A 15,466-nucleotide genomic window follows, 5' to 3' on the forward strand; every position below is an offset into this window, starting at 1 on the left:
ACCATTCATTACACAAGCATTTACATTATACAGCAAAAAGGATTGGATGACAATCCTTCCCAACTTGTTGTATGATAAAGGTAATTCTGTATCAAGCGGAGGTCTTCTTATGACTACAAAAAAATTTTCCTTACAGCTTCCCTTGCTGCTCCTTGCTTTAGGCCATCTAACAACCGATCTTAGCCAAGGAGCACTCCCTGTTCTCCTGCCATTTTTAAAAGATGCATTCTCGCTGACTTATGCCCAAGTAGGTTACATCGTATTGACGCAAAATATAACCTCCTCCGTCATTCAGCCAATCTTCGGCTACCTTACCGATAAAATTTCAATGCCGTGGCTAATCCCCTGTGGCGTATTACTTTCAGGGATTGGCATGTCACTTACCGGTTATACCCCCTCTTATACTATCTTGCTTCTTGTCGTCACAATTACCGGACTTGGCGTCGCTAGTTTTCATCCTCAGGCCTCTAAAACGGTTCATTTTATCAGTTCACCCGCAACGAAAGGCCGTAACCAAGGAATTTTCTCGGTTGGCGGTAACTTCGGCATGGCCTTAGGTTCACTGTTTATGACATTTCTACTGGCAACGCAAGGCTCCTTACAAAATACAGCCTATTTCCTATTACCAGCAGGATTACTGTTTCCTTTCTTTCTCTATATGATGCCGCGACTGTCAGCAGCGCTTCCTAAAGTTACTGCCGGAAGCAAAACCGATAAAATTGAAAAACAGCCCTTAAACTATGGGCTGCTTACGATTCTTCTCATATTCATTTTTATCCGTTCTAGCATTCATACCGGTCTCACCACCTATATTCCTCTCTACTATGTAAATTACTTAGCTGGTGATCCCATCTACGCCAGTTATCTTGTCTCTATTTTTCTCATGGCAGGCGTAGCCGGTACGTACTTCGGCGGTCTGATGAGCGACAAATATGGTCGCAAAAAGATCATTCTCTTCTCGATGATTGCCTCACTGCCGCTCATTGCAGCGATTCCTTATACTTCAGGAATTATAACCATTCTGCTCGTAGGCGTCGCTGGCGCCGTCCTGATTTCTTCGTTTGCTACGACGATCGTTTTGGCTCAGGAAATGATGCCAGGCCGAGCTGGAATGGCCGCAGGACTGACGATTGGCTTCAGTATCGGCCTCGGCGGTTTCGGTACGACCATTATGGGTTACGTGGCTGACCACTTCGGCGTTCCTAGTGTATTTACAGTTTTATCAATACTGCCCCTTGCTGGCTTTCTCTTTGCCAACTTTTTGCCGGGAACGAAACGATCTCAGGCAAAATCACCGGCGTAACGATTTCCTAAATTCGATTCTTAAATGCTATTCGACAAGCAAGCTGCTCTCGCGCAGCTTGTTTTTTATTCTCTCTAACTGCTCATCAGAACTAACGATCAGCGTATGTAAATGAACTCCGCCAGTTACGCTGGCCAAGGGCTCGGCTTTTGTTTGGGCTAGTTTTTCCGTCAGTTTACGAACGTCATAAAGATTATTTACCATAAGATTGGCCTTGATCTCTCCGTATACAGGATGCTCTACAATAACATCCAAGACTTGTGCGCCTTCCTCGACCATCGCTACAAGTTCCTGTTCTAGCTCAGCAGCGCCATGACGGCAAGCGATTGTCACTTTGCGGTTTTGCAGGGTTTCCGTCGGCATTAAGTATCCTTGCGGCGTAGCATAAATATTGCTGCCTTGCGCCCGCAGCAATGCAATATCATTGACAATAACCTGACGACTTACAGCAAACTCTTCTGCTAGTAGGGCTCCCCTTACAGGAACACTGCTTGTACGGAGTCTTTCTAAAATACATTCTCGTCTTTGCAAACCATCCATTTGATTCTCTCCTTACTCGCCTCGAGCCAATGCACCCATTTCCTGCAGCGCATCACGCTCGCCAATTACAATCAAAATATCCTCCGCCTGCAGCACTTCCGCTGCTCCTGGCGTAGTAATCAAGCCGCCTTTACGTTTAATCGCCACAATTAAAGCATGAAACCGGTTTTTTATGGCATTTTCAATCAAATTTTTCCCTACAAACGATGAATCATATTGAATCGTCATTTGCGTAATATCCATATGCAGTTCTTGATTATAAAACATATTTTCCATCAGGTGCAAAATATCAGGTTTTAACATAGCGGTAACCATCTGTCGCCCTCCCATAACAGAAGGAAAAATAACGGTATCAGCGCCAGCCCGCCTTAGTTTTTCTTCAGCCTCCTGCCGATCGGCCCGGGCTACGACAATAATTGAAGGATTTAAACTCTTCGCTGTTAAGGTCACATACACATTCTCTGCATCGTTTGGTAAAGCCGTAATGACGCCGCTAGCTGTCAACAACCCGGCATTTAGCAAAACTTCATCTAACGTAGCATCACCGTGAACGGCCAGTTTTTTTCCTTCTAACATTTTTTCATAGGTCTCATAGTCAGAATCAATGATAACAAAAGCCTTTCCTTCCCGTTCCAGCTGCTCTATGGCATTAATTCCCACTTTTCCGGTGCCGCAAACAATAACATGATCTTTCAATGCAGCTATCTTTCGATTCATGCCTTTCCTCCCCAACAAATTCTTCAATTGACCTTCGACTGACATGCCAATAATCAGCGAAAACGTATAATAGGCCACGCCAACTCCAGTAATAATCAAGCCAATATCAAAAATCTTTCCTGCCGTAGTCTTGGGCGTAATATCACCGTAGCCCACTGTCGTCATCGTCGTTACGGTCATATACACAGCATCTAAAAAAGACAGCTGCTCTAAGGCCATAAAACCAATAATCCCCATAATTTGAATAGAAAAAAAGAGTGCTAAAGATATTTTTAAACGGCTCAAGATAGATATCCCCCAACAGCCAAAGCTAAAATATAGAATGCCCAATTTTCTTTTATTCCCGCTTTTCGATACTTTTCCTGCTCTCATAAGGAGGAATATACTACTCAATAAAGAAATGAAAGAAAAACAAGTATTTTAAGGGGGCTTTCGTAAGATGACTGACGCAAATCGTCAATGGCACAATGAAACAATCGGCAAAAAAACCGTAGAAGCTTTGAGAAAAAATCGTTTTAGCGCTGAATATTTTGCTTCGGCTGAAGAAGCCAAACAGCATATTTTCACATTAATTGCACCAGAAGAATCGGTAGGCATCGGCGGTTCCGCTACTGTTAAAGAAATCGGCCTGTTAGAAGATCTAGCCAAACGAGGCAATCTGCTCTTAGACCATGGTAAAGCCGGTTTGAGCCCGGAAGAATCTTTAGAGATCCGTCGCAAACAGCTTACGTCAGATGTATTTCTTACTAGCACCAACGCCGTAACTCTTGACGGACAGCTTGTGAATGTGGATGGCTCTGGCAATCGTGTCGCCGCCATGATTTTCGGACCCAAAAAAGTAGTAGTCGTCGTCGGCCTCAATAAAATTGTCGGCGATATTCATGAAGGCTTCCGCCGGATTCAACATGAAGCAGCGCCAATCAATAATAAACGACTCAATCGTCCTAATCCCTGTACGGTGGGCGGCGTCTGTATGAACTGTCAAGGTCCTACGAGAATCTGCAATGTAACAACGATTATCGAAAAAGCCTTGCCAGCCACGCCTTGCCATGTAATCATCATCGGTGAAACCTTAGGTTATTAATGAAAAAAGCAACCGAAATTTCGGTTGCTTTTTCATTATGCGATATATTGTTAGCCAGTATGTTTCATTACTGACTGGTAATGTAAAATAAAAAACCTGCAGTAATATACTGCAGGTTTTTTCCTGGTGGGCGATGACGGGATCGAACCGCCGACATCCTGCTTGTAAGGCAGGCGCTCTCCCAGCTGAGCTAATCACCCATGGTGACCCGTAGGGGATTCGAACCCCTGAAGCCGCCGTGAAAGGGCGGTGTCTTAACCGCTTGACCAACGGGCCTTTTTTTGGCTCCTCGAGTAGGACTCGAACCTACGACCGATCGGTTAACAGCCGATTGCTCTACCAACTGAGCTATCGAGGAACAACAATCTTATTATACTTCATTTTCTTACTTTTTGCAAGTACTTTTTTTATTTCTTTTTTCGTAATTCATTGCTGCGAAGAAAGAAGTTCTAAAAACAACCTGCTTAGATATAATAACAAATTTATTATTATTTGTAAAGAGAAAAAACAGGATTTTTTTTATTTTAAGGGAACTTTTTTAAAAGATCGTTTTTTGGGTCATACTTTACAACAACTGCTTATCTATAGGAGGGATTATCTTGGATACACGCATTGAAACCCTAGCTCATAATTTAATTCATTACTCAACGAATTTGCAGCAAGGGGAAAAAATTCTCATTGAAGCTTTTGATGATTCGTTGCCGCTCGCCCAAGCGCTTATAGCCGAAGCCTATGCCGTAGGCGCCCTACCCTTTGTCGCATTGTACAACAGCCGTATTCAGCGGTCACTACTGCTTAAGGCCAGCAAAGAACAAATGGAAAACAACGCTCGCTGGGAAGCGGCGCGTATGAAAGAAATGCAGGCTTATATTGGCATTCGCGCCAGCTTTAATGTAAGTGAACTATCTGATGTAGCCGCCGAAAATTTGCAAAACTATCAGCAATACTGGTCTAAACCAGTTCATTCTGACATTCGCGTGCCGCACACGAAATGGTGCGTTCTGCGTTATCCCAATGGCTCAATGGCGCAGCTTGCCAATATGAGCAGTGAGGCTTTTGAAGATTTCTACTTTAAGGTCTGCAATTTGGACTATGCTAAAATGGCGAAAGCCATGACGCCGCTAATCGAGCGAATGGAAAAAACGGATAAGGTACACATTGTTGGCCCTGGAACGGATTTGCATTTTTCCATTCAAGGAATTCCTGCAGTAAAATGCTCCGGCCTCCGCAATATTCCTGACGGTGAAGTGTATACAGCTCCTGTTAAAACCAGCGTGAATGGCACGCTAACCTATAATACGCCAGCTGTTTACCAGGGCTTTACCTATGAAAATATTAGTCTGACCTTCCGCGACGGCAAAATTATCGAAGCTACTGCCAATAATACCGAAAAAATCAATCATGTTTTCGACACCGATGAAGGCGCTCGTTATATCGGCGAATTCGCCCTTGGCGTAAATCCTTATATTAATACGCCTATGAAAGATACGCTTTTTGATGAAAAAATCAACGGCAGCTTCCACTTTACCCCAGGCAATGCCTATGATGTCGCTTTTAACGGTAATCGTTCCGCTATTCATTGGGATCTCGTCTGCATTCAGCGTAGCGATTATGGCGGCGGCGAAATATACTTTGATGGTGAGCTGATCCGCAAAGACGGCCTGTTCGTCACGAAAGACTTAGCATCACTTAACCCTGATCAGTTAAAATAACGAAACGAATAAGAGCTAGAAAGAAAAAGCTGAAGTCTCGTCTATAACAGACGGCTTCAGCTTTTCTCTACTCTTAACCTGTTGTAAAACTATTCTAGACTACCTTTCTACGCCGCTAAAATAGTTCAACAGTTCTTCTGAACTATTTTAACAGTTCTCTAATAAAGTTTGGCAAGACAAAAGCACTCTGCTGAATCTCTTTATTATAGTAACGATATGGCAAATCAGGAATCTTGGCAAAGTCAACGGATGAAGACTCGTAGTGCTTTGATCCGATCGTAAAGGAATGCATGCCGCCGGGATAAAGAGGAATTTGCGCCAAATACATTTCCGTAATAGGAAAAAGCGAACGAATATCTTGCGTTAACCGCCGAATCAAAGCCTGATGATAAAAAGGCGATTCAGTTTGCTGCACAAACAAACCGTCTTCTTTCAAAGCCTGATAAACATCTTGATAAAATTCGTGCGTAAACAAGCCTTCCCCTGGTCCAATGGGATCAGAGCAATCGACAATGATCACATCATACTCATTTTTGGCATGCTTCATATGTTCGATTCCGTCACCAATGGTCAAATCTAATTTCGGATGGTTCTCGATCATAGCCGAGCTGATTTCTGGCAAGTATTTTTTCGCTACTTCGACTACCAAACCATCAATTTCCACCATTTTGACTTGTTTTACCTGCGGCTGTTTCACAACTTCCCGCACGCATCCGCCATCGCCGCCACCAATAACGAGGACCTTCTCCGGATTCGGATGAAGGGCTAACGGCACATGGGCTATCATTTCATGATAAATATATTCATCAAATATGCTTGTTTGGAAAACTCCGTCAAGTACAAGCATACGGCCAAACTCAAAAGAATCCAGCACTAAAACTTCCTGAAACTGTGATTTTCCCGTAAAAAGAGTCTCGCGAATCCTGGCATTCAGGCGCAAATTATCAGTCTGTTGTTCTGTACACCATAGCTCCATCTAAATCGCCTCCTGCTATTATTATAATACGAAAAGCCAATAAAATCTCATAAATATGCACTTTAAAATAAATAATTTTTATTTCTTAATACAACATATTTAAATTTCAAACCATGTTATAATAATATAGAGATATTTTACGAGAAAGAAAGCGAGCGATGTATATGAATTATTATCTAGTAAAAACGGAACCAACCGTTTTCTCCTATGATGATTTAGAACGTCTCGGCCAAGATCGTTGGGATGGCGTAAGAAATTTTACGGCGCTTAAATATATGAAGCTAATGAAACCTGGTGATAAAGCCTTTTTATATCATACCGGAAAAGAAAAGGCGATTATCGGCGTAATTGAGATCACCTCTGAGCCCTATACTGATCCAAACGAGGAAGATCCCCGCTGGATTGTTGTCAATACCAGACCTTGTTATAAGCTGGCAGAGCCTGTTTCGTTAAAAGCAATTAAAGCCTCCCCCATTTTTTCTGATTGGTTTCTTGTAACAAGCTCCCGTTTATCGGTTATGCCTGTCAAAGAAGAGTATTGGCGCGTCGTGCATCAAATGGCTCAAACGCCGCCAGAAAAGCAATAAAGCTAGTAAAAAAAGCAGAGCTTTCGCTCTGCTTTTTTGTTAAACAACACCATGCAATGTTTTATTGTAACTTACCTTGTGTTTCGAAATATTTAAGCGCAACTTCGGGGAATAAAGCGTAAGAAAGCACGTCTTCAACCGAAGGATTCGCAAAACCTTTGCTAATCAGATCTGCTGTCAGGCTTTCCATTTGCGGCGCAATATCGTCAGCCGGACGATGCGTAATCAAAGGTTCACCACCAGTTAATACTGGGAGCAATTCTTCCGATACAGGCGCTGGCGTACGGCCATATTTGCCGCGGGCTAAATCACGCACTTCTTTCGGAACCATTTTATAACGTCCTAACAGAACATTGAAAGCCGACATGGAGCCAACAATCTGACTCGTAGGCGTAACGAGCGGCGGATACCCCAGCTCAGCACGAACACGCGGCATTTCTTCAATCAAATCAGGGAACTTATCAGCCATCCCCTGTTCTTTCAACTGATTCAGCAGATTGGAAAGCATACCGCCAGGAATCTGGAAGGAGAGGACTTTCGTGTCCACTTCAATATTCGGATTCAGGTGGAATTCTTCTTTAATCTCTGTTTTTACTTTTCTGAAGTAGTCAGCAATCGGATATAAAGTTTCTTTCTTAATACCCGTATCGCGCGCCTGACCTTCTAAGGTAGCCACAATGGCTTCTGTAGCTGGCTGTGAAGAAGCCATGGAGAAAGGCGATAGCGCACAGTCTACTACGTCAACGCCAGCTTCAATCGCTTTCAAGTAAGTCATGGAAGCCAAGCCGCTAGTATAATGAGTATGCAGTGATAAAGGAATCGCGACAACTTCTTTAATTTTCTTCACAAGAACTTCGGCATCATAAGGTTTCAACAAACCAGCCATATCTTTCAGGCAGATCGAATCAGCACCCATACTCGCTAAGTCTTGCGCCAATTTCACGAAGCTATCTACATTATGATAAGGGCTTGTCGTATATACGAGCGCACCTTGTACATGAGCGCCAGCTTTTTTCGCAGCATCTACCGCAACTTCAACATTCGCCAAATCATTGAGTGCATCAAATACACGGATAATGCCAACGCCATTATCGACCGAACGGTTGACAAATTCTCTTACCACATCGTCAGCGTAATGATTGTAGCCAAGAATATTCTGGCCGCGCAGCAGCATTTGGATGGGAGTTTTCTTTAAATGCTGTTTTAAGATTCTCAGTCTTTCCCAAGGATCTTCATCAAGGTAACGTAAGCAGCTATCAAAAGTAGCGCCGCCCCAAGCTTCTAAAGAGAAGTATCCTACTTCATCAAGCTGTTCTAGCATCGGTATCATTTGCTCAATCCGCATACGAGTAGCAAGCAGCGACTGGTGACCGTCACGCAAGACTGTTTCGGTAATTTTTAAAGGTTTTGTATTCATGGTTATGTCCTCCTAACCTAATTATAGGATGTACGAATCAAAAGTTTCAATTTCATTGCTAATGATAAACACAATATCTTATATACTTGTATACAATATACTAAATTTACACAAAAAAAACAACTTTATTTTATGTACAAAAGTACAAATTTTTATAAAAAGGCTTAGGCCAATTTTATATATATTCAAAGAGCCCGCACAGAGCTTATTTACTAGCCAAAAACAGTAAAACAATATCTTTTTAGCTGCAAAAAAACTGCACGGGCCTTATCTGAAACGAGTAAAAGATCTAGTGAAAAACTATTCTTGCGCGTAGTAGTTCATCAGGCAGCCTGTAAGGATGATCTTGCGGTCATCTTGTGACAGGTTTTCCAATTTAAGCGTAATAGCAATTTTTTCATCGCCGCGTAAAATCGTCGCTGCTACCGAATCAGCGCCGCTAGCAATGGCTTCTTTCATATTAGGAATAAAGATATAGTCATCAATCGCAAACTTGCCTTCATCGGCTTTGTCGACCGTAAAGGGAACCATACCCCAGTTGATCAAATTGCTGCGATAACGCTTCGTAGCATATTCAATGGCAATATTTGCGCTGGCGCCAAGAACGCGCTGCGACGAAGCAGCTTGTTCTCTGGCAGAACCATCGCCAGGTTTTACGGCAAAAATAACACTGCCGATTGTCGTTTTAGCCGCCCAATCTTTAAGAGCCTGCTCTTCGGGCTGAGCGCCTGTTACTTTAGCCATGAGAGCTTTTAATTCTTCGCTAGCGCTTTTGCCTGCTTGCATTGCTTCGCGATTTGATTCCAACCCCTGCACAGCTTTCGCTCTACCTACATACTGAGGATCTTTACGAGAAAGCGTAAATTCAGCTAAGCGCAACGGATTGGAGCGGAACGAAGAGGTTTCGCCGGAAGGAATCAATTCATCGGTTGTCGTAACCGGGTCATGAATGACAGCAGCCATTTTTAAGATCATTTGATCAGCCAGCGGCAGAATGGTCGGCCAAGGTTTGATGTTTGGTCCAAATACGAGTTCTTCCTGCGGTTCGGCCTTGCCAAAACCTTGATATACACGGTTTTCATAGACTTTACCATTGAAATGGTACGTTGCATTCGGTTCAGTATATTCCACATCCGTTGCGGCAGTCAGGAACCCGCCATTTGCTGCCGTAGCGGCAATCGAACGTGCGTCCATGAGCGCCACTGAAGCGATTTGCCCTTCCGCCGGTTTCGATCCTTCCCGATTCGGGAAATTCCGCGTGGTATGACGAATGCTAAGTCCATTATTGACAGGAACATCACCGGCACCAAAACAAGGACCGCAGAAAGCGCTGCGAATGCTGGCGCCCGCAATGGAAATCGCTTCAATATCACGACGCTGCATCAATTCCAAGAATACGGGTTGGCTCGAAGGATATACACTAAGCGAGAAGTCGCCAACGGCTTTATCTTGCAGAATCGCCGCTACATTAGCCACATTTTCAAAAGTACCGCCAGCGCAACCAGCAACAACCCCTTGATCAACTTTCAAACGGCCATTTACTAGCTTATCCGTCAACTTGAAATTTAAGTTCGGATTTTCAAAGATTTCTTTAGCGTCTTGTTCTACTTTACGCAAAATATCGACCGCGTTGGCATTGAATTCAGCAATCGTATAGGTATTGCTTGGATGGAACGGCACCGCAATCATTGGTTCCACTTTGCTCAGATCCACGATAACCGCACCATCGTAGTAGCTTACTTCACCTGGCTCAACTTTTACATAATCAGACGGACGACCATGAGTCGTGTAGAAATCTTTAACCTTGTCATCGGTTTTCCAGATGGTCGTCAAACAAGTTGTTTCTGTCGTCATAACGTCAATGCCATTTCTAAAATCAATGCTCAATTGTTCAATGCCAGGTCCGACAAATTCCATGACTTTATTTTTCACAAAAGCATTTTTAAAGACAGCGCCGATAATCGCCAAAGCTACGTCCTGCGGTCCTACGCCGCGTTTTGGCGTACCTTCTAGGTAGATAGCAATCACACCAGGATATGCTACATCATAAGTTCGTTTTAACAGTTGTTTCACAAGTTCAGGGCCGCCTTCGCCGATTGCCATCGTTCCCAGCGCGCCATAGCGGGTATGACTGTCAGAACCAAGGATCATCTTGCCGCCGCCTGTGAGCATCTCGCGGGCATACTGATGAATGACCGCCTGATGCGCTGGAACATAAATTCCACCGAATTTGCGAGCTGCTGAATAACCGTAAGCATGGTCATCCTCATTAATGGTACCGCCGACAGCGCTCAAGCTGTTGTGGCAATTTGTCAGAGCATAAGGAACAGGAAACTCCTGTAGACCGCTGGCAACTGCTGTTTGAATAATACCAACATAGGTAATATCATGCGAAGTTAAGGCATCAAAGCGGACCTTCAAATTATCCATAGTACCGCTAGTATTATGCTTGCTCAAAATCTGATAAGCCATAGTCTGCTGACGAGCTGTTTCCTTAACAAAAGCTTCTTTCGGCAAATGACCGCAGCCTGACGCTGCCAGTTCCGAACTATCTTGCAAAACCTTTCCAGCAGCTACATATACGCCGTTTTCAATAAGTTTAACCATAAACATTCCCATCCTCTACTGTAAAATCAAAAGTATTATTTATATAAAAGTAAAACTAAACAAGTAATGCAGGCTATAATCATGCCAGGTGCGTTCCGCTTGGCTACTTCCATCGGCGATACGCCTGCTAAAGTAGCACAGATGATCAAACCACCGGCAATCGGCGACATGGTTCGTCCCAAGGCTCCGCCAATCGCTGCCATACTGCCCATATCGAGCGGTGACAGACCAAACTGAGCGGCATGAACAGTAACTGCTTTATTGAAGGCAACGGCTGATGCATCGCCAGAACCACACATAATACCAAGCAAGAAGGGTCCTAACGCGGAGCAAATTTTGGCAATGGCTGGATTAGAAATCATTGCATTTGTTAAAGCCTTAATCAGCCCAATTGCCTGCATCCCGCCAACAAACACGAGCGAGCAGATAATAATGCCAAATACATGACCAAAGGAATCGCCGACACCGTGCCAAAATTCTTTCGAAATTTTTGCCGGACTAACGCGTGTTACGAAGAAAGCGCAAAATACGCCGATAATCATCGCATGAGAAATACCTAGTGGTTTAAAGGCTGCTACAATTCCCATATTTCCTAATAATAGAATCGCTAAGGGAACGACAGGAACGATCGCTCTTAAAAAGCTCACTTTAAAATCTGCATTAGCCGTCATCGCAGCTACAGCTGCTTCATTTTCATGGCCTTTCGCTTCCTTAAATAATAAAGCGTAGGCAAGTAAACTAAAGGCGCCAATCACACCGCAGATGAGCAACGGCATAAAATGATTTGCTACCACTTCCATATTCGTAGCTTTCGCCACATCAGCCACAATCGCGACCTGAGCATAACCTGGATTAAAAATTGCGCCATAAGTTCCCGCGTAAATCGCCGCCCCAGCAATCGCTGGATGAATTCCTGCGGCAATCATCAGCGGGATTAAAATCGAGCCAACGGCAGCCGAGCAGCCCGCGGAACTAGTAATCGAAATATTAATAAAGAAAGTTACAAGTGTTGCACCCGGAATTAAAAAGGGGCCAACTCGCTTTAAGCCTTTAGCTAATAAATAAATCAGATGTTTATCACACCCTGTTACTTTCATGACCATGGCAAAGCCCATGACCGCAATAATAGATTCAAACAACTTGTTTTCCTTCATTGCATGGGAAAAAGCTTCAAATGCGGCAAAGGGAGTCCCCGCAATAATCGCCATAAGAAGACCAGCACAAAACAAAACCATTCTCGTTTCTACTTGTTTAATTAACAAATAAATCGTAACAATAACAATAATAGCCCCAATCGCTACTAACACAAAATTTCCTCCTTCTACTTGTAAACTCATTTTTTCACTGGCTTAACCTGGTCTTTGTTTGGTAACTATTTTCAGCCCCCTCTATTAAGGTATACGGTATACCATAAAAAATCAATCTTTTTTTATATAAACTAGCAAAAAAATTCTGCCTTTATTCTCTTGGCAGAGATTTTTGCATTTTACCGTACGTATGAATTAATTGACGGCAAGCTCGCTCAATATGGGCCTTCACCAGTTGTTCCGTCTTCTCGATGTCGCGATTTTTTACGGCTTCAAGGATTTCCTTGTGCTCCTCAATCGCCTCTTTACGCCGACTTTCGTCCACAAGATTCATTTTACGAAAACGCCGAATTGATTCCTGCAGTGTTACGATAAACCCCTGGAGTCTAGGCATTTTGCCTGCCTTCATCATGATCTCATCAAACTTCTCCAAGGATTTTATGACCGAAGCAACATCATCAGCTAAAGAACTTTCCTCGGTTTCTTTCACTATTTTTTGCAAATTCGAAAGATCATCTTCAGAAAGATTGGGAATCGCTGTTTTAAAGGCAAGGGTTTCTAAGGCTTGGCGAATTGAGTAAATTTCTACAATATCTTTTAAATCAATTCCCTTAATTACAACACCTTTACGGGGAATATATTCAAGCAAATTTTCCATTTCCAGTTTTCGAATTGCCTCACGAACCGGCGTCCGACTTGCGCCGAATTGCTCCGCAAAGGTCCTCTCGACAATGCGTTCTCCTGGTAAAAGGTCGCCATCAAGAATGGCATTGCGCAAATATTCGTAAACAATATCGCGGATTGGTCGAACATTGGCTATTTCATGGGAAATACCTTGATTGTCTAGTGGTTTCAACTTGTAGTCTCCTTATAGTGCAAACAGTAAGAGTAACTCGCTTCACTCCTACTTGTATTTTCGCTTTATTCAGAAAAAACATCTTATGGTATTCTGTATTCCATTAATTATATATTATCCGCATTTATAAAAAATCCTGCTTGAAAGAATAGAAATTTTCAGCTATATATTTCATTCTAAAGAATTATCTTTATTCAGTGTTCACAGTATTTTCAGTTTTTTGTAATGAAAAGAAGGAGCTATTGCTTAATGCAATAGCTTCTCCTATTTCAACCATTTCGTACAAAAAACTTATTTTTCTACAGGACGACGAATGACATCGATAATCGTACCATCGCGATATTCTACGACACCAACAACATCATCAGTGACTTCAATTTCTTCCGGTTTGCCTGCCAATTCATAAGCTTTCGCCTGCAGTTCCTCAATGGAAACAATCGGCAGCGGCGCATGTTTCAGCTGATCCACTAGATCTGGGCGTTTCGGATTTACAGCAATCCCTCGTTCCGTAACGATTACGTCTACCGTTTCCCCGGGCGTTACGACGGTCTGCACGGATTCTTTAACCATCGGCAGACGGCCACGCAACAGAGGTGCTACAACGATTGACATTTTAGCGCCAGCCGCTGTATCACTATGACCGCCTGATGCGCCCATAATAACACCATTTGAGTCAGTAATTACATTGACGTTAAAGTCCACGTCTACTTCCGTGGCGCTTAAGATGACTACATCAAGATTATTCACAATGGGGCCGCCATTATGCGGATTCGCATAGTACGACGCCGACATTTCTACATGGTTCAGATTTTTCTTAATCGATTCGATAGCCGGAATATCAAAGCTCTGCACATCGAACATCATTTTAAAGAGGCCTTCTTCCATCATTTCCGCAAATACGCCGGTCATACCGCCAACGCCAAAGCTGCCGACAATCCCTTGCTCTTGCATTTTGCTCTTGATGAAGCGGCCTACAGCCATGGACGCACCGCCACTGCCCAGCTGTACGGAAAAATCATTTTTCAGATAGCCGGAGTGTTCAATAATGCCTGCCGCATACTGCGCAATCAACAGTTCTTTCGGATCTTTCGTATAACGAAGCGCGCCGGAAGCGATTCCCGCAGCATCACCGATGCTGTCTACTTCTACGATGTAATCAATCTGCGTTTGGGGAATGCTGATCGGGAACAACGGATGATCCACTAGATGATCTGTAATCGCTACAACTTGATCGGCAAAAGCAGCATCTTGAATGGCATAGCCTAAAGAACCGCAGGCTGACTGGCCTTGTGTACCGTTAATGTTGCCAAAACGGTCACAGGCTGGTGCGCCAAGGAACGCTACATCAATATGAATATCGCCGCTTTCAATCGCTCTGGCTCGACCGCCATGAGAACGAATATGGAGCGGTTTTTTCAGGTTTTTGTGGCCTGCTGTTAAGAATCTTCCCAGCTTGCCGCGGGCGCCGCTTGTTTCAATGGCCGTAATAACACCTTGTTCAATGAATGGAATAATGGCGTCATTGACCGTACTCAAAGAGCTGGGCGACAAAGTAATATCTTTGATGCCTTTTTTAGCAATGGCTTCCACTACGCGATTTAAAATCTTATCGCCGTTACGGAAATGATGATGGAAGGAAATCGTCATACCGTCTTTTAAGCTTACTGCATCAATCGCGGCTTCAATGGACGCTAAAATTTTATTACTGCGCGGCGTCACGCTTCTCAGCTTCGGACCGCGTACAGAACCGGAAAGTTGTCTGGCAAAAGGTCCTGCATAAAGTTCAAATGTATCAAATCCAGCAATTACACTGGGAATTTCTCTGCCTATTGCATTTTTCATTACGCTTTGCCTCCTTGTCCGGCCGCAGCCTGGGCATAAGCGAGCGTCCGCTCGGCTCTGGCTACAATCGGTAAGTCAATCATTTTACCATTGAGCGAAATTACGCCAGAATTCTTGGCGAGCGCTTCTTCATAAGCGGCAAGAACCCGCTCTGCATAATCAATTTCTTTTTCTGTCGGCGTAAAGAATTGATGCACAATCGGAACTTGACGCGGATTGATGACCGATTTGCCGTCAAAACCCAATTCTTTAATGAGCTGCAGCTCATTTTTAAAGCCTTCTTCATTATTGACATCAGAGTACACGGTATCAATGCACTGAATCCCAGCTTCACGTGCGGCAAGAATCAGTTGGCCGCGAGCTACTACCAGTTCTCGACCGGAAGCGCTACGAGATGTTTTTAAATTGGCAATAAAGTCTTCCGCGCCAATGGCAATGGCCACCATACGCGGGCTAGCCGAAGCAATATCATAGGCATTGCGCAAACCGCGCGGCGTTTCAATCGCTGCCATCATCCG

The 15,466-nt window shown here is 43.7% G+C and carries 13 protein-coding genes and 3 tRNA genes; 4 read left to right on the plus strand and 12 right to left on the minus strand.

The features are described 5' to 3' along the window. Positions 1–109: 109 nt before the first annotated feature. Entirely contained in the window at positions 110–1,303 is a 1,194-nt protein-coding gene (locus tag AC0NJP_RS11345) for an MFS transporter (protein WP_474699838.1), read from the plus strand. Between the two features lie 27 nt (positions 1,304–1,330). On the opposite strand, the gene AC0NJP_RS11350 is transcribed toward AC0NJP_RS11345, so the two are convergent. Together AC0NJP_RS11350 and AC0NJP_RS11355 are read right to left on the minus strand one after the other, a co-directional pair. Then, the gene (locus AC0NJP_RS11350; protein ID WP_474039968.1) at positions 1,331–1,843 is read right to left on the minus strand and encodes a 3H domain-containing protein; all 513 of its coding nucleotides are present in this window, start codon (positions 1,841–1,843) and stop codon (positions 1,331–1,333) included. Between the two features lie 12 nt (positions 1,844–1,855). Then, positions 1,856–2,845, minus strand: a complete 990-nt coding sequence (locus tag AC0NJP_RS11355; RefSeq protein WP_474699839.1) for a potassium channel family protein — start codon at positions 2,843–2,845, stop codon at positions 1,856–1,858. Between the two features lie 154 nt (positions 2,846–2,999). On the opposite strand from AC0NJP_RS11355, the gene AC0NJP_RS11360 reads away from it, so the two are divergent. Next, positions 3,000–3,644, plus strand: coding sequence for a lactate utilization protein (locus tag AC0NJP_RS11360; RefSeq protein WP_474039970.1), 645 nt, complete (start codon positions 3,000–3,002; stop codon positions 3,642–3,644). Positions 3,645–3,768: 124 nt separating this feature from the next. On the opposite strand, the gene AC0NJP_RS11365 is transcribed toward AC0NJP_RS11360, so the two are convergent. The 3 genes from AC0NJP_RS11365 to AC0NJP_RS11375 all read right to left on the minus strand — a co-directional run bounded on the left by AC0NJP_RS11365 (position 3,769) and on the right by AC0NJP_RS11375 (position 4,002). Continuing rightward, a tRNA-Val gene (locus tag AC0NJP_RS11365) sits at positions 3,769–3,844 on the minus strand. Between the two features lies 1 nt (position 3,845). After that, positions 3,846–3,920 (minus strand) — tRNA-Glu (locus AC0NJP_RS11370). A gap of 6 nt (positions 3,921–3,926) precedes the next feature. Then, positions 3,927–4,002, minus strand: a tRNA-Asn gene (locus tag AC0NJP_RS11375). Between the two features lie 241 nt (positions 4,003–4,243). On the opposite strand from AC0NJP_RS11375, the gene AC0NJP_RS11380 reads away from it, so the two are divergent. Next, complete coding sequence (locus AC0NJP_RS11380; RefSeq protein ID WP_474039971.1) at positions 4,244–5,356, plus strand: aminopeptidase; 1,113 nt, start codon at positions 4,244–4,246, stop codon at positions 5,354–5,356. Positions 5,357–5,498: 142 nt separating this feature from the next. Here AC0NJP_RS11380 and speE read toward each other — a convergent pair whose 3' ends face one another. Further along, complete coding sequence (speE, locus tag AC0NJP_RS11385; RefSeq protein WP_474699840.1) at positions 5,499–6,332, minus strand: polyamine aminopropyltransferase; 834 nt, start codon at positions 6,330–6,332, stop codon at positions 5,499–5,501. A gap of 164 nt (positions 6,333–6,496) precedes the next feature. Between speE and AC0NJP_RS11390 the strand changes: the two genes are divergently transcribed. Next, positions 6,497–6,919, plus strand: a complete 423-nt coding sequence (locus tag AC0NJP_RS11390; RefSeq protein ID WP_474699841.1) for an EVE domain-containing protein — start codon at positions 6,497–6,499, stop codon at positions 6,917–6,919. A gap of 61 nt (positions 6,920–6,980) precedes the next feature. Here AC0NJP_RS11390 and AC0NJP_RS11395 read toward each other — a convergent pair whose 3' ends face one another. The 6 genes from AC0NJP_RS11395 to AC0NJP_RS11420 form a co-directional block, all read right to left on the minus strand. After that, complete coding sequence (locus tag AC0NJP_RS11395) at positions 6,981–8,336, minus strand: pyruvate carboxylase subunit B (protein WP_474039974.1); 1,356 nt, start codon at positions 8,334–8,336, stop codon at positions 6,981–6,983. A gap of 300 nt (positions 8,337–8,636) precedes the next feature. Continuing rightward, entirely contained in the window at positions 8,637–10,943 is a 2,307-nt protein-coding gene (locus AC0NJP_RS11400) for a hydratase (protein ID WP_474699842.1), read from the minus strand. Between the two features lie 35 nt (positions 10,944–10,978). Beyond that, positions 10,979–12,250, minus strand: a complete 1,272-nt coding sequence (gene dcuC / locus AC0NJP_RS11405; RefSeq protein ID WP_474039976.1) for a C4-dicarboxylate transporter DcuC — start codon at positions 12,248–12,250, stop codon at positions 10,979–10,981. A 151-nt stretch (positions 12,251–12,401) separates the two neighbouring features. Next, the gene (locus tag AC0NJP_RS11410) at positions 12,402–13,106 is read right to left on the minus strand and encodes a GntR family transcriptional regulator (RefSeq protein ID WP_474699843.1); all 705 of its coding nucleotides are present in this window, start codon (positions 13,104–13,106) and stop codon (positions 12,402–12,404) included. A 291-nt stretch (positions 13,107–13,397) separates the two neighbouring features. Next, the gene (gene citF / locus AC0NJP_RS11415; RefSeq protein ID WP_474699844.1) at positions 13,398–14,948 is read right to left on the minus strand and encodes a citrate lyase subunit alpha; all 1,551 of its coding nucleotides are present in this window, start codon (positions 14,946–14,948) and stop codon (positions 13,398–13,400) included. After that, positions 14,948–15,466 (minus strand): aldolase/citrate lyase family protein (locus tag AC0NJP_RS11420; RefSeq protein WP_474699845.1); only part of this gene is annotated, 519 nt, incomplete at its 5' end. The genes AC0NJP_RS11420 and citF, both read right to left, overlap by 1 nt.

It is taken from the genome of Pelorhabdus sp. sgz311002 (assembly GCF_056134285.1).